A 15,177-nucleotide genomic window follows, 5' to 3' on the forward strand; every position below is an offset into this window, starting at 1 on the left:
ATGTGGCGACGGACGCTGCCGGCTCTCCTGCTCGTGGCCCTGGCGTTCGGCTGCTCCTTGGCTCCCAGGTACACGCGCCCGGAGCTTCCTTCTCCCGAGGCGTGGCGCGACTCGATCGCCACCCCCGACACCACGATCGCCGAAACGCCCTGGTGGGAACTGCTTGGCGACGAGAAGTTGAAGGAGCTCGTCGAGATCGCCCTCACCGAGAATCAGGATCTCAAGATCGCGGTCGAGCGCATCGAGGAGGCCCGCGCCCGCTACGGCTTCGCGAAAGGCGACTTCTACCCCCATGTCGACGCCGGGGCCGCGGGGGGCCAGCTCCAGGCCAGCCAGGGCAGCTTGCTCCACCTTCCCGAGGGTGGGGCGCTCGAAACGCACCTCTACGCGCTCGAGGCCAGCGCTTCCTGGGAGCTCGATTTCTTCGGCCGCGTACGCAATGCGAGCGCCGCCGAGAAGGCCAAGATGCTGGCGGCCGATCAGGGACGCCGCGCCGTGGTCATCTCCCTCGTGGCCGACGTGGGGCAGGCCTACGTCGAGCTCCGGGATCTCGACCGGCAGCTGGAGATCGCGCGCCAGACCCTCGAATCGCGGCGGGAGTACCTGGATCTCGCTCGCGTGCGTTTCGAGGGCGGCGTCACCCCCGAGGGCGACATGCGGCAGGCGGAATCAGAGTACCAGCGCATCCGCATCATCATCTTCGAGCTGGAGAAGCTCATCTCCCAGAAGGAAAACCAGCTCTCCGTGCTGCTCGGGAGAATGCCCGCGTCGATCGCCCGCGGCCGCACCGTGGATGCCTTGCCGGTGCCGCCCCAGATCCCGGCGGGACTGCCCTCGAGCCTCCTCGATCGCCGGCCCGACCTGCGCGAAGCCGAGCACCAACTCATCGCCGCCAACGCCCGCATCGGTGAGGCCAAGGCGCTGCTCTTCCCGCGCATCTCGCTCACCGGCTCTTTCGGTTACGCGAGCACGGAGATGGACGAGTTCTTCGTCGGCGCCAACCAGTCGTGGAACTTCCTCGGCCAGCTGCTGCAACCGCTCTTCCATGGCGGACAGAATCGCCGGCGCGTGCAAGTCACCGAGTCCCAGCAACGCCAGGCGGTGTACTCCTACGAGAGCACCGTGATCCGCGCCATGCGCGAAGTGGAGGATGCTCTCGTCTCCTATCACAAAGCGGGGGAACAGCGCACCGCCCAACAGGCGCGGGTCGAGGCGGAGCGGCGGGTGCTCGATCTGGCGGAGTCGCGCTACCGAGGCGGCGTCGCGCCCTACCTCGAGGTGCTGGACGCGCAGCGCTCCCTCTTCTCTGCCGAGATCGACGAGGCGGAGACGATGCGCAACCACGTCGTCTCTCTTATCCAGATCTACAAGGCGCTCGGCGGTGGGTGGCCACAGGCGGCAGCGCCTCCGGCAGGATCGGAGTCCGGCAAGTAGGTTCACCCACTTCGACCAGGTCTTCGATCCGGAGAACCAGGACATCCTCTCGTACGTCAGCAATGTATAATTCCCTTTACAGGTCCCCTGCGGATCGGTAAAGATTCTTTACGCTACCCAGGAGACGCCAGCCGGTCGGGCGATCCCTCGTGCCGGTCAGCCATCCCGCGGGGGTCCCGCTTGCCGAGCCTGCGCCGGCTCGGTCCCGTCGAGCCCAAGGGGAGCCCGCCATGCCCGACCAGATCATCGATTCCAAATACCGCGTTCTCGACCCCCTGCCCCGGACGGGAGGACGGCAGCGCTACCTGGTGAGCGACCTCATCAGCGGGCGCATGGCGGTGCTGGAGACCGTGGCGCTGGAAGGCTTCGAACGCCTGCAGCGCCGGTGGTCGACCTACTGGCAGCCGATCTTGCGGGAGCGGGCGTCTCGCTTCGCCCGCCTCTCGAGCTTCGTTCCGGTGACCGCGGTCGGCGCCTGGGATTCGGGGCCGTACTACGTCTTCGAGAGCGACGACGAGGACGCGCTGCAAGGCCGGCCGCTCTCCCGTTTCCCCACGGCCGCGCAACTCCAAGCGCTGTTCGAAGACTTCCACAGTGCCAACGCCGCGGGCGACCACGTCCTCAACCTGCGGCCCGAATCGCTGTGCTTGCACGACGAAGTGCTCCGCGTCCTGCCGGCGGCGTACATCCTGCCGCACGAGATGCTGGCTCGAGCCGGCGCCCGCTCGCCTTATCAGCCACCCGAGCTGCGTCACGCCGGTCATCTGGATGCGACCACGGACGGATTCATCGCCGCCGGAGTGCTGCAGGCTTGTGTCGATCGCCTCCCCGGGGCAAGACCGGAAGCCTGGCGGCACCTGCAAGGGCTCCTCGCGCTCGAGCCCTGGCGGCGTCCCGGATTGGCCTCGGTGTTGGAGCTCCTGGCGGGAGAGAGAAGCGCGGAAGCAGCGGGGACGCCGGAGGCCCCACCCCGACGGAGTGTGGATCGGCTCACCGAGCTCGATCTTTTGCCCCTGCCTGCTGCCACCTTGTGGCGCCCGCTGCTCGAGACTCTCGACGCCAGCTTGGCACAGATGTCGGAAGGCACGAGCGTCGTGCTCTTCCTCGAAACCCCCGCGGGAGGCCCGGGGCTGCAGGAGCTCTTCTTGTTCCTGCGCGAGAGTCTGGCGCTGCTCACGGAGAGGCCGCACGTCGTGCGGCTCGAAGCACTGACCTCCTGGGAACCTCGCGACCTCGCGGGGCACGGCCCCGCCGTCGTCCTGGTGCCGGAATACCGCCCGGCGGAAACCGAGCTGCTGCCTCTGGAGACGCTCCTCGCCCAGGACAAGGTGCGTCCGGTCGTCTGGGTCGTGGGTTCCAAGCGCGGCGCGGCGCCGCCATCGGAAGGCGAGAGCCCTCCGAGCCTGGCGGAGTGGTTGCGCGCCCGCTGTGACCCGGAGGTCCACTTCCTTTCCCAGGTGGTGGAGTGCCCGCCGGCGGAGATGCCGGCGCCGCCGGTGTCGCCGGCTTCCCGGCATTTGCTGGATCTGCTCAGCGTTCTCGACACCGACGGGACGGGCGAGATGTTGCGCCTGGCGCTGCCGCAGCAGGAGGGCGAGCTGCCCGAAGCCCTCGCCGAACTCGAGCGCCTCGGACACGTGCGGTCCTCTCTCGCGGCGGGCGGCTGGTGGGGCCAGGAGTCCCAGCAGGTGGTGCGGTTGCTGCGGCCGGACGCTCTCGAGCTGCGACGGAACGGTCTCACCGCGCACCGTCAAGAGGAGCTGCACCTGTTGTTGTCGCACCTTCTCGCCGAAGGCGGTCCGCCGACCCTGGGGCAGCGACTCATGCGTTTCGACCACCTCTTCGCCGGCGGCAGCTGGGACGTCGCAGCCGCGGAGAGCAGCCCGTTGCTGCAGGCCGTGCAACGGCGCGGTTTGGTGGCGCTGCTGCGCCGGCTGCAGCGCAAGCTGGTGAACTCGAACCTGGTGCAACACCTGAAGGCGCCGCAGCATCTCGAGGTGTTGCGCAGCCTCGCCCAGTCCGAGGTGGAGCGGCAGCACGCGAGCGAAGGTTTGAGCTACTACGAGCGGGCGGCCGAGAGGCTCTTCGCGCTGGCGGACGAAGAAGGGTCGGTGCTGGATCTCCACGCCACCAGCGAGATGCTGCTGGCGCACGCGGAGCTGCTGGACCGTCATGGCGACTTCGATCGTTCCCTGGAGCTCCTGCAACGCTTCATGGAGCGCTACGGCGAAGAGCTCCCCACCGTCGATCGTGGCCGCCTGTTCACCGAAATGGGCTTCTGCGAGTTCCGCCTCACGCGGTACGGGGCCGCCGAGGAGCGTTGCCAGCTGGCGTTGAACCTCCTCGACCCCCGCCGCCACCTCAAGGAGGTGGCACAACTCCACAACGTTCTCGGTTTGGTGCGCTGGCGCACCAGCCGTTACGACGAGGCCGAGCACTACTTGAGCAGCAGCCTGGCGCTGCGCGAGAAGAGCGGCGATCGCCTGGCGGTGGCGCGGGCCTACAACAACCTCGGCTTGCTGGCGCGGGCACGCCGGCGCTTCTCGGAAGCACTGGAGTACCACCGCAAGAGCATGGAGATCCGCCAGGAGCTCGAGGATCACGCCGGCGTGGCCCGAGGATTGGTCAACCTGGCCTGGGTCCACCTGGAAATGAAGGATCTCGGCCGTTCCGAAGATCTGGCGCGACGGGCTGCTGCACTGAGCGAGCAGCTCGGCTCGCGCTCGAGCTGGGCGAGCGCGAAGGGGCTGCAGGGCGAAATCTTCCTGGCCCAGGGGCGGAGGGTCGAGGCGCGAGCCGCTCTCGAGGAAGCGGTGCGCCTGGCGCGCGATGTGAGCGACGTGGCGGAACTCTTCATGGATCTGCGCAAGCAGGCGAGCCTGGAGCTGCTCGAGGGCAATCTCTTGCGGGCGGAAGAGCTCCTCCAGGAGTCCGAGCAGTACATGAGCCAGGCCGGTTCGACTCTGGAAGAGGCGAACTGGCATCGCACCCAAGGCCATCTGCGTCGGGCGCAGGAGGATCGCCGCGGCGCGGCGGTTTCCTACGAACACGCCGGCAACAACCTCGCCCGGCTGGGGGACACGCCGCAGGCGGCGGAATCCTTCCAAGAGGCGGCGCAGCTCTATCACGAGAGCGGCGTCGCAGCACGGGCGCGAGAGCTGGTGGTGCGCACCCGGCAGCTGCTGGAACGCGAGGGCGCCCTGGTTCCGAAGGCGTTGCTCGATCTCGAAGCCCTGGTGGGCGAGGGTGAGCTGCAGCCGGCCGTGCCGGCCGAGGGCTTGCCCGGGGCGGCGGCGCTGCAGCGGGTGTGCGAAGCCGCTGCGAGCCTGGAAGACGCGGGGCAAGCCCTGGAACGGGTTCTCGGCGAAATCCGTCGTTGTGCTGCGGCTCGCTGTGCCTTGTTGCTGGACGCCGACGGGGAGGTGCATCGCGCCTCCGCTCTCGCCCGGGAGTTGGAGCAGCAAGGGATGCATCCGTCGGATTGGGTACGCGCGCGGCCGCGTCTCCTGGCGCGGGCGCAACAAACCCTGCTCCCCCTGTCGTCGGAGGATCTCCAGGACGAGGAGAACGCGGCGCCGTTCTACATCATTCCCGTCGAGGCACGGGAGCGGCGTCTGGGGAGTATCTGGCTCGAGTGGGCCGAAGGCACGCGCTTGCCCGGGGAGGAAGTGCGCCGCGCCATCCGCAGCATGGCGCATGTGCTCGCCATGTTGTTGGAGCGCGATACGCTCCTGCCGGCCGCGGCGGCGCGCGTCGAGGTGATGCCGGCCGGGGCGAAGCGGCTCGGGACCACCCTGGATGACATCATCGGCAAGAGCGGGAAGCGACAGGAGATGATCGCTTTCATCCGCAACGTGCGCGATCTCGACGAGACGGTCCTGCTCCTGGGAGAGAACGGTACGGGTAAGGACGTGATGGCGCGAGCCATCCACGACACCAGCAAGCGGCGGGCGCAGCCCTTCGTCACCATGAACTGCGCCGCCGTGCCGCCGGGACTATGGGAGAGGGAACTCTTCGGCCACGATCGTGGCGCCTTCACCGACGCCCACGAGACCCGACCGGGCTACTTCGAAAGCGCCCACCACGGCACTCTGCTCCTCGACGAAATCGGCGATATGCCCTACGAGATGCAAGCGCGCTTTCTCCGCGTTCTCGAAGACAAGTCCTTCCAGCGGCTGGGAGTTTCGGAATCGATCCGCGTGGACGTGCGCGTCATCGCCGCGACCAACCGCGACCTGGAAGGAGCGATGCGGACCGGTCGCTTCCGGGAAGACCTTTTCCACCGGCTCAACGTCCTGTCCTGGACGGTTCCGCCTTTGCGGGATCGGCGCGAGGACATTCAGGATCTGGCCCTCAACTTCCTCGATCGGCAGGCGCGGGCGCAGCAGCGCGGCTCGAAGCGCCTCTCGGGCGAAGCGCAGCGGGTTCTCATGCAATACACCTGGCCGGGGAACATTCGCGAGCTGCAGAACGCCATGAAGCGATGCTATGCCCTCTCGGCGAATGATGTGATCGTCCCCGAAGATCTGCCACCGGATATCGTGAAAGGAGCCGACGGCACGGAGATCGCAGGCCCGCTGGACATGGAGGCAGTGGCGCGCTGGGTGCTGGAGCATGCTTCGTACTCGAAGGACGACCCGCTGCTCGACCGGCTGGAGCGTGAGATCGCGCGTCAGCTGGTGGACAGGGTCAAGGTGATCGCCCAGGCCGGCAGGCTCCTCGGGCTCAGCCGACCGACGCTGTACGCCAAGCTGCGCCGGTGAGACCCCATTCCTGACGGCCTGTGGGGCATATTCCTCCTTGTCTCAAGGTCTCTGGAACCCATAGGGCCAGACCCGGAGGGGTGCATCGGATCCGTAGATTCACGTAGAGAGGAAGATTCAGCACGGAGGGGCTTGGAATGCGGGCAGCGACTGGACTATACTTCCCCCCAGCTACGTCATCCTCTTCCAGGGGAGTCCCCATGAGCAGGTTTCTGGCAGTCGGCATTCTCGCGACCGCGCTCGCTGGGGGTGTCGTCCTCGCCGGCGGGAGCGCGCCGATCCAGATCGAGAACGAGACCACACGCACGATCACGGAGTCCGGTCAGACCTTTGACATCACCGCAGTGGGTATCACCGTCGAGGTCCAATTCACCGAAGTGACGGCTGAGCATGCGATCGGGACCGTGAGGAGGACTGGGGGCGGGACGTCAGGGACTTTCAGGATCCTCTGGCGGGAGACTGGTTCGACGCAAGAGTTGACCCTGTCGATCTTGGAGCCAGAGAAGGAATTCAGTCTCGAGGGTGGCGACACCGACAAGCGGACCACACAGCAGCGAAATTAAATCTTACAGAGCGTAAAAATAATTAACGCATCATGAACTCGGGGACTCGGCGACGGGTCCCTGATTTTTTGTTAACAATATAAAATACAGAGCATTGCGTATTTGAGTGGTCTGGCATGTGAGTTGCCTTGTTCCTTAAATGTTGCAACGAGCAACGGCGGAGAGTTCTCCGGGGGGTGGGAATCCACCCCCTGGAGAGCACAAAAAACGCCGCAACTGCCCGGTTTACATCACGAAGCTCGTTTCTTGTGAGTTTTCGCGGTCCGACGCGGGTCAAGGTGTCGTCGGTCCGGCCGGAGATCGGAGCGTGCGCCTCGCTGTGGCTACGCGGGGCGTGCCGGAACCGGACAGCAGAGGCGGCGACACCTCACGATGGGGCGCCCCACACGGGCGCCCCGTTGTATTTTCTCCCGCCTTTTGATGGATCCTCTTCCCCAGGAGTTTCTCTCCCGACACCCACCCCTGGCGAGCTCCCAATGCGTCGCCATGGCCCGTGAGTCCAAGATGTGCCCTGTCGAGCCGCTGCGGCGGGCTCGCTTCCCTCGGCTCGAGCCGTCACCAGCCCGCCGCGGAGGACCGGCCCACTTGCATTAAGATACAGGTTTCTGTATCTTCCTGCACTTCTTCCAAGGATCGCCGTCGGAAGGGTGGCAGGACTTGTTGGATTGCGCAGTCGTCGGTGCTTCGGGATACAGCGGGGCGGAGCTCGTGGCGTTACTGGCGCAGCATCCGCAGGTGCGCCTCGCGGCGCTCCAGGCCGATGCGAGCGCCGGGCGCGATTTCGAGCATCTGCACCCGGACAAGGCGCACCTACATCAGGGCGGGCTCGAGCCTCTCCAACCCACCGCGCTCCACGGCGTGGACGTGGCATTCCTGGCGCTGCCCCACGGGGAATCGGCGCGGATGGCTGCGGCGCTGCATGGACGCGTCGGCACGGTGATCGATCTCTCCGGTGATCTGCGCTGCGAAGACGCCAGCACCTACCGCCAGTGGTACGGACGTGAGCATCCAGCCCCGGAGTTGCTCGGGAAAGCCGTGTACGGGCTTCCCGAGCTCGGCGGCGATTCTCTGCGAGGAGCCCGCCTCGTGGCCTGCGCCGGCTGCTACGCCACCTTGGCCCAGCTGGCGGCGGCGCCGGCCCTCGCCCTCGGTGCGGCGGCGACGGGGGATGTGGTGGTGCACGCCATCTCCGGTACCACCGGAGCAGGTCGACGGGCCGAGCTGGAGACGAGCTTCTCCGAGGTGTCGGAGAACTTGCGGGCCTATCGAGTCGGCCGGCACCAGCATGCGCCGGAGATCACCGCCGGTCTCGGCCGCTACGCCGGCCGCCCGGTGCGCGTCACCTTCGTGCCGCATCTGGCGCCGCTCCGCCGCGGCATCTTCGCCAGCGTGGTGCTGCAAGCCGACGGCCTGGGAACGAGCGCGGTGCTCGCGGCCTATCGCCACGCCTATGACGGCGCCGCCTTCGTGCGTGTGGTCGATCCGGCGCAACGGCTGCCGCAAACGCGCGACGTGCTGGGCACGAACTTCTGTGATCTCGCCCCGGTGCTGGACACGTCGGCGGGAACGCTCGTCGTCCTCGGGGTGCTCGACAATTTGATGAAAGGCGCCGCCGGTCAGGCAGTGCAGATCATGAACCGAGTCGTCGGCCTGCCGGAGACGGCTGGGCTGCTGCGGCCCACGACAGAGGGGGTGCGCGATGTCCACTTCCAGCCCCTGGGCTGAAACCGACGGGTTGGAACGGCCGCATGCGGCGGCCATCACGGCGCCGCAGGGCTTCCGCGCCGCCGGCGTCCACGCCGGCATCCGCAAGAAGCGTCTCGACCTGGCACTCCTGGTGAGCGGGGGCGAGACCTCGGCGGCAGCGGTGTTCACCCGCAACCTCGCCGCGGCCGCACCGGTGCTGGTGAGTCGCGAGCACCTCCGCCTTTCCGGTGGACGGGCGCGGGCCGTTCTCGTTAACGCCGGCAACGCCAACGCCTGCACCGGCGAGCCCGGGCTCGAAGCGGCCCGCCGGAGTGTGACGGCGGTCGCGGAGCTCCTGAGCCTGCCGGTGGAGCAGGTGCTCGTCGCTTCCACCGGCGTGATCGGGCAGCCGTTGCCGCTGCCGCGCTTGCTCCGCGCGCTCCCGCATGCCGTGCGTGCTCTGGCTCGCTCCGGCGGTGCCGACGCCGCCACCGCCATCCTCACCACGGATCTGCGGGAGAAGGAATGGGTGCAGCGGGTGCGGGGGAAGAACGGCAACTACACGCTCGGCGGCATGGCGAAAGGCTCCGGCATGATCCATCCGGACATGGCGACCACGCTCGCCTTCGTCACCACCGACGCCGCGGTGCCGGCGGCGCTGCTGCAGGATTGTCTGCGCCGCGCCACCGACGCCTCCTTCAACCGCATCTCCGTGGATGGCGATACCTCGACCAACGACACCATCGCGGTCCTGGCCAACGGCGCCTCCGGCGTGGCGGTGGACCCGGCGCTTCCGGCCAGCGTCGCCGCATTCGAGGCCGCTCTCACCGAAGTGCTGATCGAGCTGGGCAAGCTGGTGGTGCGCGACGGCGAGGGCGCCACCAAGCTGATCGAGGTGTGCGTGAGCGGGGCCCGCGACGAGGGCGAAGCGCTGCAAGTGGCGCGCACCATCGCCGGCTCGCCACTGGTGAAGACCGCCATGCACGGCGCCGACGCCAACTGGGGGCGCGTGGTGGCGGCGGCCTGCCGCGCCGGCGTGGCGCTCGATCCGGAGCGCTTGCGCGTCGCCTTCGGCGACGTGGTCGTGCTCCGGCCGGGCTTCGTGGCGCGCTTCTCCGAAGCGGCGGCGCGCCGCGCCCTGTCGCGTGAAGAAGTGACCTTGCACATCGATCTCGGTCTCGGCGGGGCGACGGCGAAGACCTGGACCTGCGATCTCAGCGCCGGCTACGTCGAGATCAACGCCAGCTACCGCACCTGACGAGAACGCGCCCCCGCGGGGCGAGAGGAGAGGAGACGCTGCTCGTGCATCTCGACGAAGTGCATTCGAAGCCGGTGCCTGCTGGAAGCCAGGGCGCGACGATGGGTGGGATGCCGACCGCGGGGCTGGAGCTGTCGAGTCTCACGGCGGCACCGGCACGGGGCGTGACGGTGGTGTTCAAGTACGGCGGCTCGGTGCAGGAGGATGCGACGCTGGCCCGGACCTGGGCCCACGACCTGGCGACGCTCGTCCGGCTCGGCCTCCGGCCCATCGTCGTGCACGGCGGCGGCCCGGAGCTGACGCGCGTGATGCAACGCCTGGGGGTCGAGCCCCGCTTCGTCGACGGACACCGGATCACCGACGCCGAGACCGCGACGCTGGCGGAGATGGTCTTCGCGCGCATCAACAAGCAGATCGTGGCACTCCTCGCTCGGGTGGGAGTGCGAGCCATGGGGATCTCCGGCAGCGACGGCGGCTTGTTGCAGGTGCGTACCCATCGTCCGGAGGGGCGCGATCTGGGTTTCGTGGGCGCGGTCGAGGCCGTGGATCCGGCGCCGCTCCTCCACCTGCAGCAGGGTGGCTTCGTGCCGGTGATTTCGCCGACGGCCACCGATGCTTGCGGCCAACTCCACAACATCAACGCCGATTTCGTGGCGGCGGCGGTGGCGGCAGCGATGCACGCCAGCGAGCTCGTCTTCCTCTCCGACGTACCCGGCTACCTGGAGGATGGCCACCCGGTGGCGATCCTGGCCGCGTCACGGGCGCAAGCGCTGCTGCGTGCCGGCGCGGTGCAAGGCGGAATGCAGCCCAAGCTGGAAGCAGCGCTGCAAGCGCTGGCCGCGGGCGTCCCGCGAGTGCGCCTTCTCGATGGACGCACACCGCACATCGTGCTCACGGCACTCTGGTCCGGCGCCAGTCCAGGCACCGTGATCGTGCCCGCCGAAGCCACGGGCGCGCCGGGGAACACCCCGCCGGCTCCGGCATGGGCGGGAACGTTGGCGGCGCGCGGCGCCGCCGTCCTCGTCGACAGTTACACCCGTGAGCCCCTCGAGCTCGCCGGCGGCGCCGGCTGCCTCGTGGTGGACAGCGCCGGGAAGAGCTACCTCGATTTCGGCGCCGGCATCGGAGTGAGCGCCCTCGGCCACGGACATCCTGCCCTCGTCGCCGCGCTGCGTGGCGGCGCCTCCGGCCTCTTGCACACGAGCAACCTCTATTGGACCGAGCCCATGGTGGGGCTGGCGGAGCGGCTCGTCGACGCCGCCGGGATGGAACGTGCTTTCTTCTGCAACTCCGGCACCGAGGCGGTGGAGGCGGCTCTCAAGCTCGGTCGCAAGACGCGACCGGGCCGGAAGAAGATCGTCGTCTTCCAAGGCGGCTTCCACGGGCGCACCTTCGGCTCCCTCTCGGCAACGATGCAGGAGAACTACCAGGCCCCTTTCCGCCCCTTGCTCGAGGGCTTCGTCGCCGTGCCCTTCGGTGATTTCGAGGCGGCCTCGGCGGCCATCGATACCGATACCGCCCTCGTCCTCGTCGAGCCGATCCAAGGCGAAGGCGGCGTGCGCCCGGCGCCGGCTGGTTTCCTCGCCCACCTGCGTGCGAGTTGCGACCGCTGCGGCGCGCTTCTCGTGTTCGACGAAGTGCAGACCGGTCTCGGACGCACCGGGACCTTTCTCGCCGCCCAGGGAGACGGCGTGGTTCCCGATGCGGTGACGCTGGCGAAGGCGCTCGCGGGGGGCTTGCCCATGGGGGCCTTGCTCGCCCGCGGCGAAGCGGCGCGGGCGCTCGGGCGCGGGGAGCATGGATCCACCTTCGGCGGCGGACCCTTCGTCGCCCGAGCGGCGCACGCAGTGCTCGATACCGTGCTGGCCCCGGGATTTCTGGCGGGAGTGCGGGCTCGCGGCGCCGAGCTCGGAGCCAGGCTGGCGCTTCTGGCGACGGCCTGGCCGGAGGTGGTGAAGGAAGCGCGCGGCCGCGGCCTCATGTGGGGGCTCGAGCTGCGCCAACCGAGGGCCCCGGAGCTGGTGGGGGCATTGCGCGAGCTCGGCTTCCTGGGCTTGCAAGCCGGCAAGAACGTGCTGCGGCTGTTGCCGCCTCTCGTGGTGAGCGCCGCCGAGATCGACGCCGCTGGTGCCTTCCTGGAGCGTGGGTTGGTGCGGCTCGGCGGCGGGGATGGTGCGTCATGAGCGCTCTCGACAAAGCCCGGCGGCAGCGGGAGCTGCTCGCAGTGCTGCGCGAGCAGGTCATCCACAGTCAGGAGGAACTGCGGCGGGCTTTGCGGCAACGAGGTTTTCCGGTGACACAGGCCACTCTGTCGCGGGACCTGAAGGAGCTCCGCGTTCCCTGCGTGCCGACGGCGCAAGGATATCGCTATGCCGTGGACGATACGCCTGTCGGAGTGCCGGCGCCGACAGAAGCGGCGCCCGGGCGTCTGCAGAACGTGGCCGCCCAGGAGGTCACCGGGGTCGAGGCCAACGAAGTCGCCGTCGTGATCCGCACCCTGACCGGCCGAGCGCAAGGGGTGGCGGTGTGGCTCGACGGTCTGCGCTTGCCGAACTTGCTGGCGACGCTGGCAGGGGACGACGCGATCCTCGTGGTGCCGCGCCATGTCCAAGCCACGGACAAGCTCAAGAGTGAGATCGCCGCCGTGTTGCAATGGGAATGAAGTGAAGGAGACGCCGATGCCACGCTATGTGCTCGCCTATTCGGGGGGCCTCGACACTTCGGTCATGCTCCGCTGGTTGCAGGAGACGCATGGCGCCGAGGTCGTGACCTTCACGGCGGACCTGGGGCAGAAACAGGAGCTGCGCGGCGTGCGGGAGAAGGCCCTCGCCACCGGGGCGAGCCGCGCCTTCGTCGTGGATCTGCGCCCAGAGTTCGTCGCCGACTACGTCTGGCCGAGCCTGAAGGCGGGAGCGCTGTACCAAGGCGTGTACCCGCTGGCCACGGCGCTCGGCCGGCCGCTCATCGCCGCGCACGCCGTGCGCATCGCCCGTGAAGTCGGCGCCGATGCCTTCGTGCATGGCTGCACCGGCAAGGGCAATGACCAGGTGCGCCTGGAGGTCGGGGTGCGGACGCTGGCACCGGAGTTGCGCTGTCTGGCGCCGCTCCGCGACTGGGAACTGCGCTCGCGGGAAGAAGAGATCGCTTGGGCCCGTTCCCGCGGCATCCCGATCTCGGCAACCTTGGCCTCGCCCTATTCGATCGACGAGAATCTGTGGGGCATGGCGATCGAAGCGGGTGCGCTCGAAGACCCCTGGACGGCGCCGCCGGCGGATTGCTGGCAGCTCACGGTGGACCCGATGGCAGCGCCGGAGCCAGGCGTCGAGGTGCGACTCGTCTTCGAGGCCGGCGTGCCGGTGGCTCTGGACGGCGAGCCGCTCGACGGGCCGGCGCTGGTGGAACAGCTCAACACCCTGGCGGCGGCGCACGGCGTCGGCCGTCTCGATGTCATCGAGGATCGCCTGGTCGGCATCAAGTCGCGCGAGGTCTACGAAGCACCCGCGGCGGTGGTGTTGCACACCGCCCGGGAAGCCCTGGAACAGCTCGTCCTCGATCGGGAGACGCGGCGCTTGAAGGCGGCGCTGGGACAGGAGCTGGCGCGGCTCGTGTACGACGGCCAGTGGTTCACGCCGTTGCGACAAGCGATCGCTGCCTTCGTGGACGAAGCGGTGCGGCCGCTCGGCGGCGAGGTGCGCCTGCGCCTCCGCCGGGGCACCGTGGTCGCCGTGGGCCGGCGGTCGTCGCAGGCGCTGTACCAGCACGCCCTCGCCACCTACAGCGCCGGCGACAGCTTCGATCATCGTGCTGCCACCGGTTTCATCGAGCTCTTCGGCCTGGCCGGGCGCAGCACCGCGGCAGTACGCCGGCAGGCGGAGGAAGCGGTGGAAGCGTTGCAAGCGGCGACGGCGCACCTCGATGCAGGGGCAGCCCACGTCGAAGCAGTGGCGGAGAAAACCGTGGGCGGTGCGACCGCCGCGGGCGGTGCGGCGGCGAACAGTGCGGGCAGTGCGACGGTGAAAGCCGCGGGCAGTGCGGCGGCGAACACTGCGGGCAGCCGCGTGGCGTCCACGGCCAGACCGCGCCGTTCGGGAGCGTTGCGTTGAGCGATCTTTGGGGCGGTCGTTTCCACGAACCGATGGACCAGGCGCTACGCCGGTTCTCGTCCTCGTTCCCCGTGGATCGCCGGCTGGCGCGTCAGGACCTCCAAGGCAGCCGAGCCCACGCGGAGGCCCTGGCGGCGGCGGGCTTCCTGCCGGAAGCGGAGCGCCAGCTGTTGTTCGAGGCTCTGCAGCAGCTCGAGGGCGAGATCGAAGCGGGCACCTTCCCACCCGAGGCGGCGGCGCTCGAGTCGCTTCCCGAGGACATCCATTCTGCCATCGAGACGCGCCTCACCGAGCTCTGCGGCGAGGCAGCGAAACGTCTGCACGCCGGCCGCAGCCGCAACGATCAGGTGGTGACGGATGTCCTGCTCTGGTTGAAAGAGGCTTCGGCGGAAGTGGAAGAAGCGGTGCGGGGCGCGGCCCGGGCGTTGGTGGAGCAAGCGGAGAAGCACCAGTCGACCTGGATCCACGCCTACACACACTTGCAACGGGCCCAGCCGCTGTCCCTGGCGCACCATCTCCTGGCGCACGTGGAGGCGCTGCGACGCGACGTGGAACGTCTCGTCGAGGCTCGCCGGCGCGCCGATCGCTCGCCCCTCGGTGCGGGCGCCGGCGCCGGTTCGAGCCTGCCCCTCGACCGCGAGGCCACGGCGCACCGCCTCGGTTTCGCTCGCGTGGCGACCCACTCCATCGATGCCGTGGCCGATCGCGACTGGGCCATCGAGTTCACCGGCGCCTGCGCCTTGATCATGACGCACCTCTCCCGTCTCGCCGAGGAGCTGGTGCTGTGGTCCGCACCGGAGTTCGGCCTGGTGACGCTCGGGGATGCCTGGTGCACCGGGTCCTCGATGCTGCCGCAGAAGCGCAACCCCGACGTCGCGGAGCTCGTGCGCGGCAAGACGGCGCGAGTGCACGGGCGCTTGCTGTCGCTGCACGGGCTGCTCAAGGGTCTGCCGCTCTCGTACAACCGCGACTTGCAAGAGGACAAGGAGGCGTTGTTCGACGCCGCGGACACGACGCGGGATTGCGCGCGCCTGCTGGCGGGTGCTCTCGGCAGCGCCCGCTTCCACCCGTCGCGGCCGGTGGGGCTCGACTTCTCCGCCGCCACCGATCTGGCCGAGGAGCTGGTGCGCCGCGGCGTCCCCTTCCGTCTCGCCCACGAGCGCGTCGGCCGTCTGGTGGCCGCCTGCGAAAGCAGCGGGCGCGGCCTCGCCGGTGCCACGCCGGCGGAGCTCCGTGAGGCCGGCCTCGACGGCCTCGATCCAGCCCTCCTCACCCCCGAGGGCAGCGTCCGGGCCAAGCGCACCCTCGGCTCGACGCATCCCGCCGAGATCGAGCGGGCGCTGGCTGCAGCCCGCGCCTGGGTCTAGATT

Annotated in this window: 9 protein-coding genes; all 9 read left to right on the top strand. The window is 68.9% G+C overall.

What is annotated here, in order from left to right:
* The 9 genes from VFE28_09625 (at position 1) to argH (ending at position 15,174) form a co-directional block, all read left to right on the top strand.
* Entirely contained in the window at positions 1 to 1,434 is a 1,434-nt protein-coding gene (locus VFE28_09625; GenBank protein HZM16250.1) for an efflux transporter outer membrane subunit, read from the top strand.
* Between the two features lie 230 nt (positions 1,435 to 1,664).
* Complete coding sequence (locus VFE28_09630; protein HZM16251.1) at positions 1,665 to 6,197, top strand: sigma 54-interacting transcriptional regulator; 4,533 nt, start codon at positions 1,665 to 1,667, stop codon at positions 6,195 to 6,197.
* Positions 6,198 to 6,397: 200 nt separating this feature from the next.
* Entirely contained in the window at positions 6,398 to 6,760 is a 363-nt protein-coding gene (locus VFE28_09635) for a hypothetical protein (protein HZM16252.1), read from the top strand.
* 657 nt (positions 6,761 to 7,417) lie between these two features.
* Positions 7,418 to 8,485: an N-acetyl-gamma-glutamyl-phosphate reductase gene (gene argC / locus VFE28_09640; GenBank protein ID HZM16253.1), complete on the top strand. Its 1,068-nt coding sequence runs from the start codon at positions 7,418 to 7,420 to the stop codon at positions 8,483 to 8,485.
* Positions 8,460 to 9,704, top strand: coding sequence for a bifunctional glutamate N-acetyltransferase/amino-acid acetyltransferase ArgJ (gene argJ / locus VFE28_09645; protein HZM16254.1), 1,245 nt, complete (start codon positions 8,460 to 8,462; stop codon positions 9,702 to 9,704). Before argC ends, argJ begins: the two co-directional genes overlap by 26 nt.
* Positions 9,705 to 9,748: 44 nt before the next feature.
* The gene (argB, locus tag VFE28_09650) at positions 9,749 to 11,887 is read left to right on the top strand and encodes an acetylglutamate kinase (protein ID HZM16255.1); all 2,139 of its coding nucleotides are present in this window, start codon (positions 9,749 to 9,751) and stop codon (positions 11,885 to 11,887) included.
* Complete coding sequence (locus tag VFE28_09655; protein ID HZM16256.1) at positions 11,884 to 12,366, top strand: arginine repressor; 483 nt, start codon at positions 11,884 to 11,886, stop codon at positions 12,364 to 12,366. The genes argB and VFE28_09655 overlap by 4 nt, the downstream gene beginning before the upstream one ends.
* A 16-nt stretch (positions 12,367 to 12,382) precedes the next feature.
* A complete protein-coding gene (locus tag VFE28_09660) occupies positions 12,383 to 13,807 on the top strand; it encodes an argininosuccinate synthase (protein HZM16257.1) in 1,425 nt (474 codons plus the stop codon).
* On the top strand, positions 13,804 to 15,174 hold the full coding sequence (argH, locus tag VFE28_09665; GenBank protein HZM16258.1) for an argininosuccinate lyase: 1,371 nt from the start codon (positions 13,804 to 13,806) through the stop codon (positions 15,172 to 15,174). Before VFE28_09660 ends, argH begins: the two co-directional genes overlap by 4 nt.
* The last annotated feature ends 3 nt before the right edge of the window (positions 15,175 to 15,177 follow it).

It is taken from the genome of Candidatus Krumholzibacteriia bacterium (genome assembly GCA_035649275.1).
Classification (GTDB): domain Bacteria; phylum Krumholzibacteriota; class Krumholzibacteriia.

What these genes read in the sequence shown, in the direction of transcription:
- argJ (HZM16254.1), top strand. Translation starts at nt 8,460, where the DNA reads ATGTCCACTTCCAGCCCCTGGGCTGAAACCGACGGGTTGGAACGGCCG.
- VFE28_09625 (HZM16250.1), top strand. Translation starts at nt 1, where the DNA reads ATGTGGCGACGGACGCTGCCGGCTCTCCTGCTCGTGGCCCTGGCGTTC.
- VFE28_09635 (HZM16252.1), top strand. Translation starts at nt 6,398, where the DNA reads ATGAGCAGGTTTCTGGCAGTCGGCATTCTCGCGACCGCGCTCGCTGGG.
- VFE28_09660 (HZM16257.1), top strand. Translation starts at nt 12,383, where the DNA reads ATGCCACGCTATGTGCTCGCCTATTCGGGGGGCCTCGACACTTCGGTC.
- VFE28_09630 (HZM16251.1), top strand. Translation starts at nt 1,665, where the DNA reads ATGCCCGACCAGATCATCGATTCCAAATACCGCGTTCTCGACCCCCTG.
- VFE28_09655 (HZM16256.1), top strand. Translation starts at nt 11,884, where the DNA reads ATGAGCGCTCTCGACAAAGCCCGGCGGCAGCGGGAGCTGCTCGCAGTG.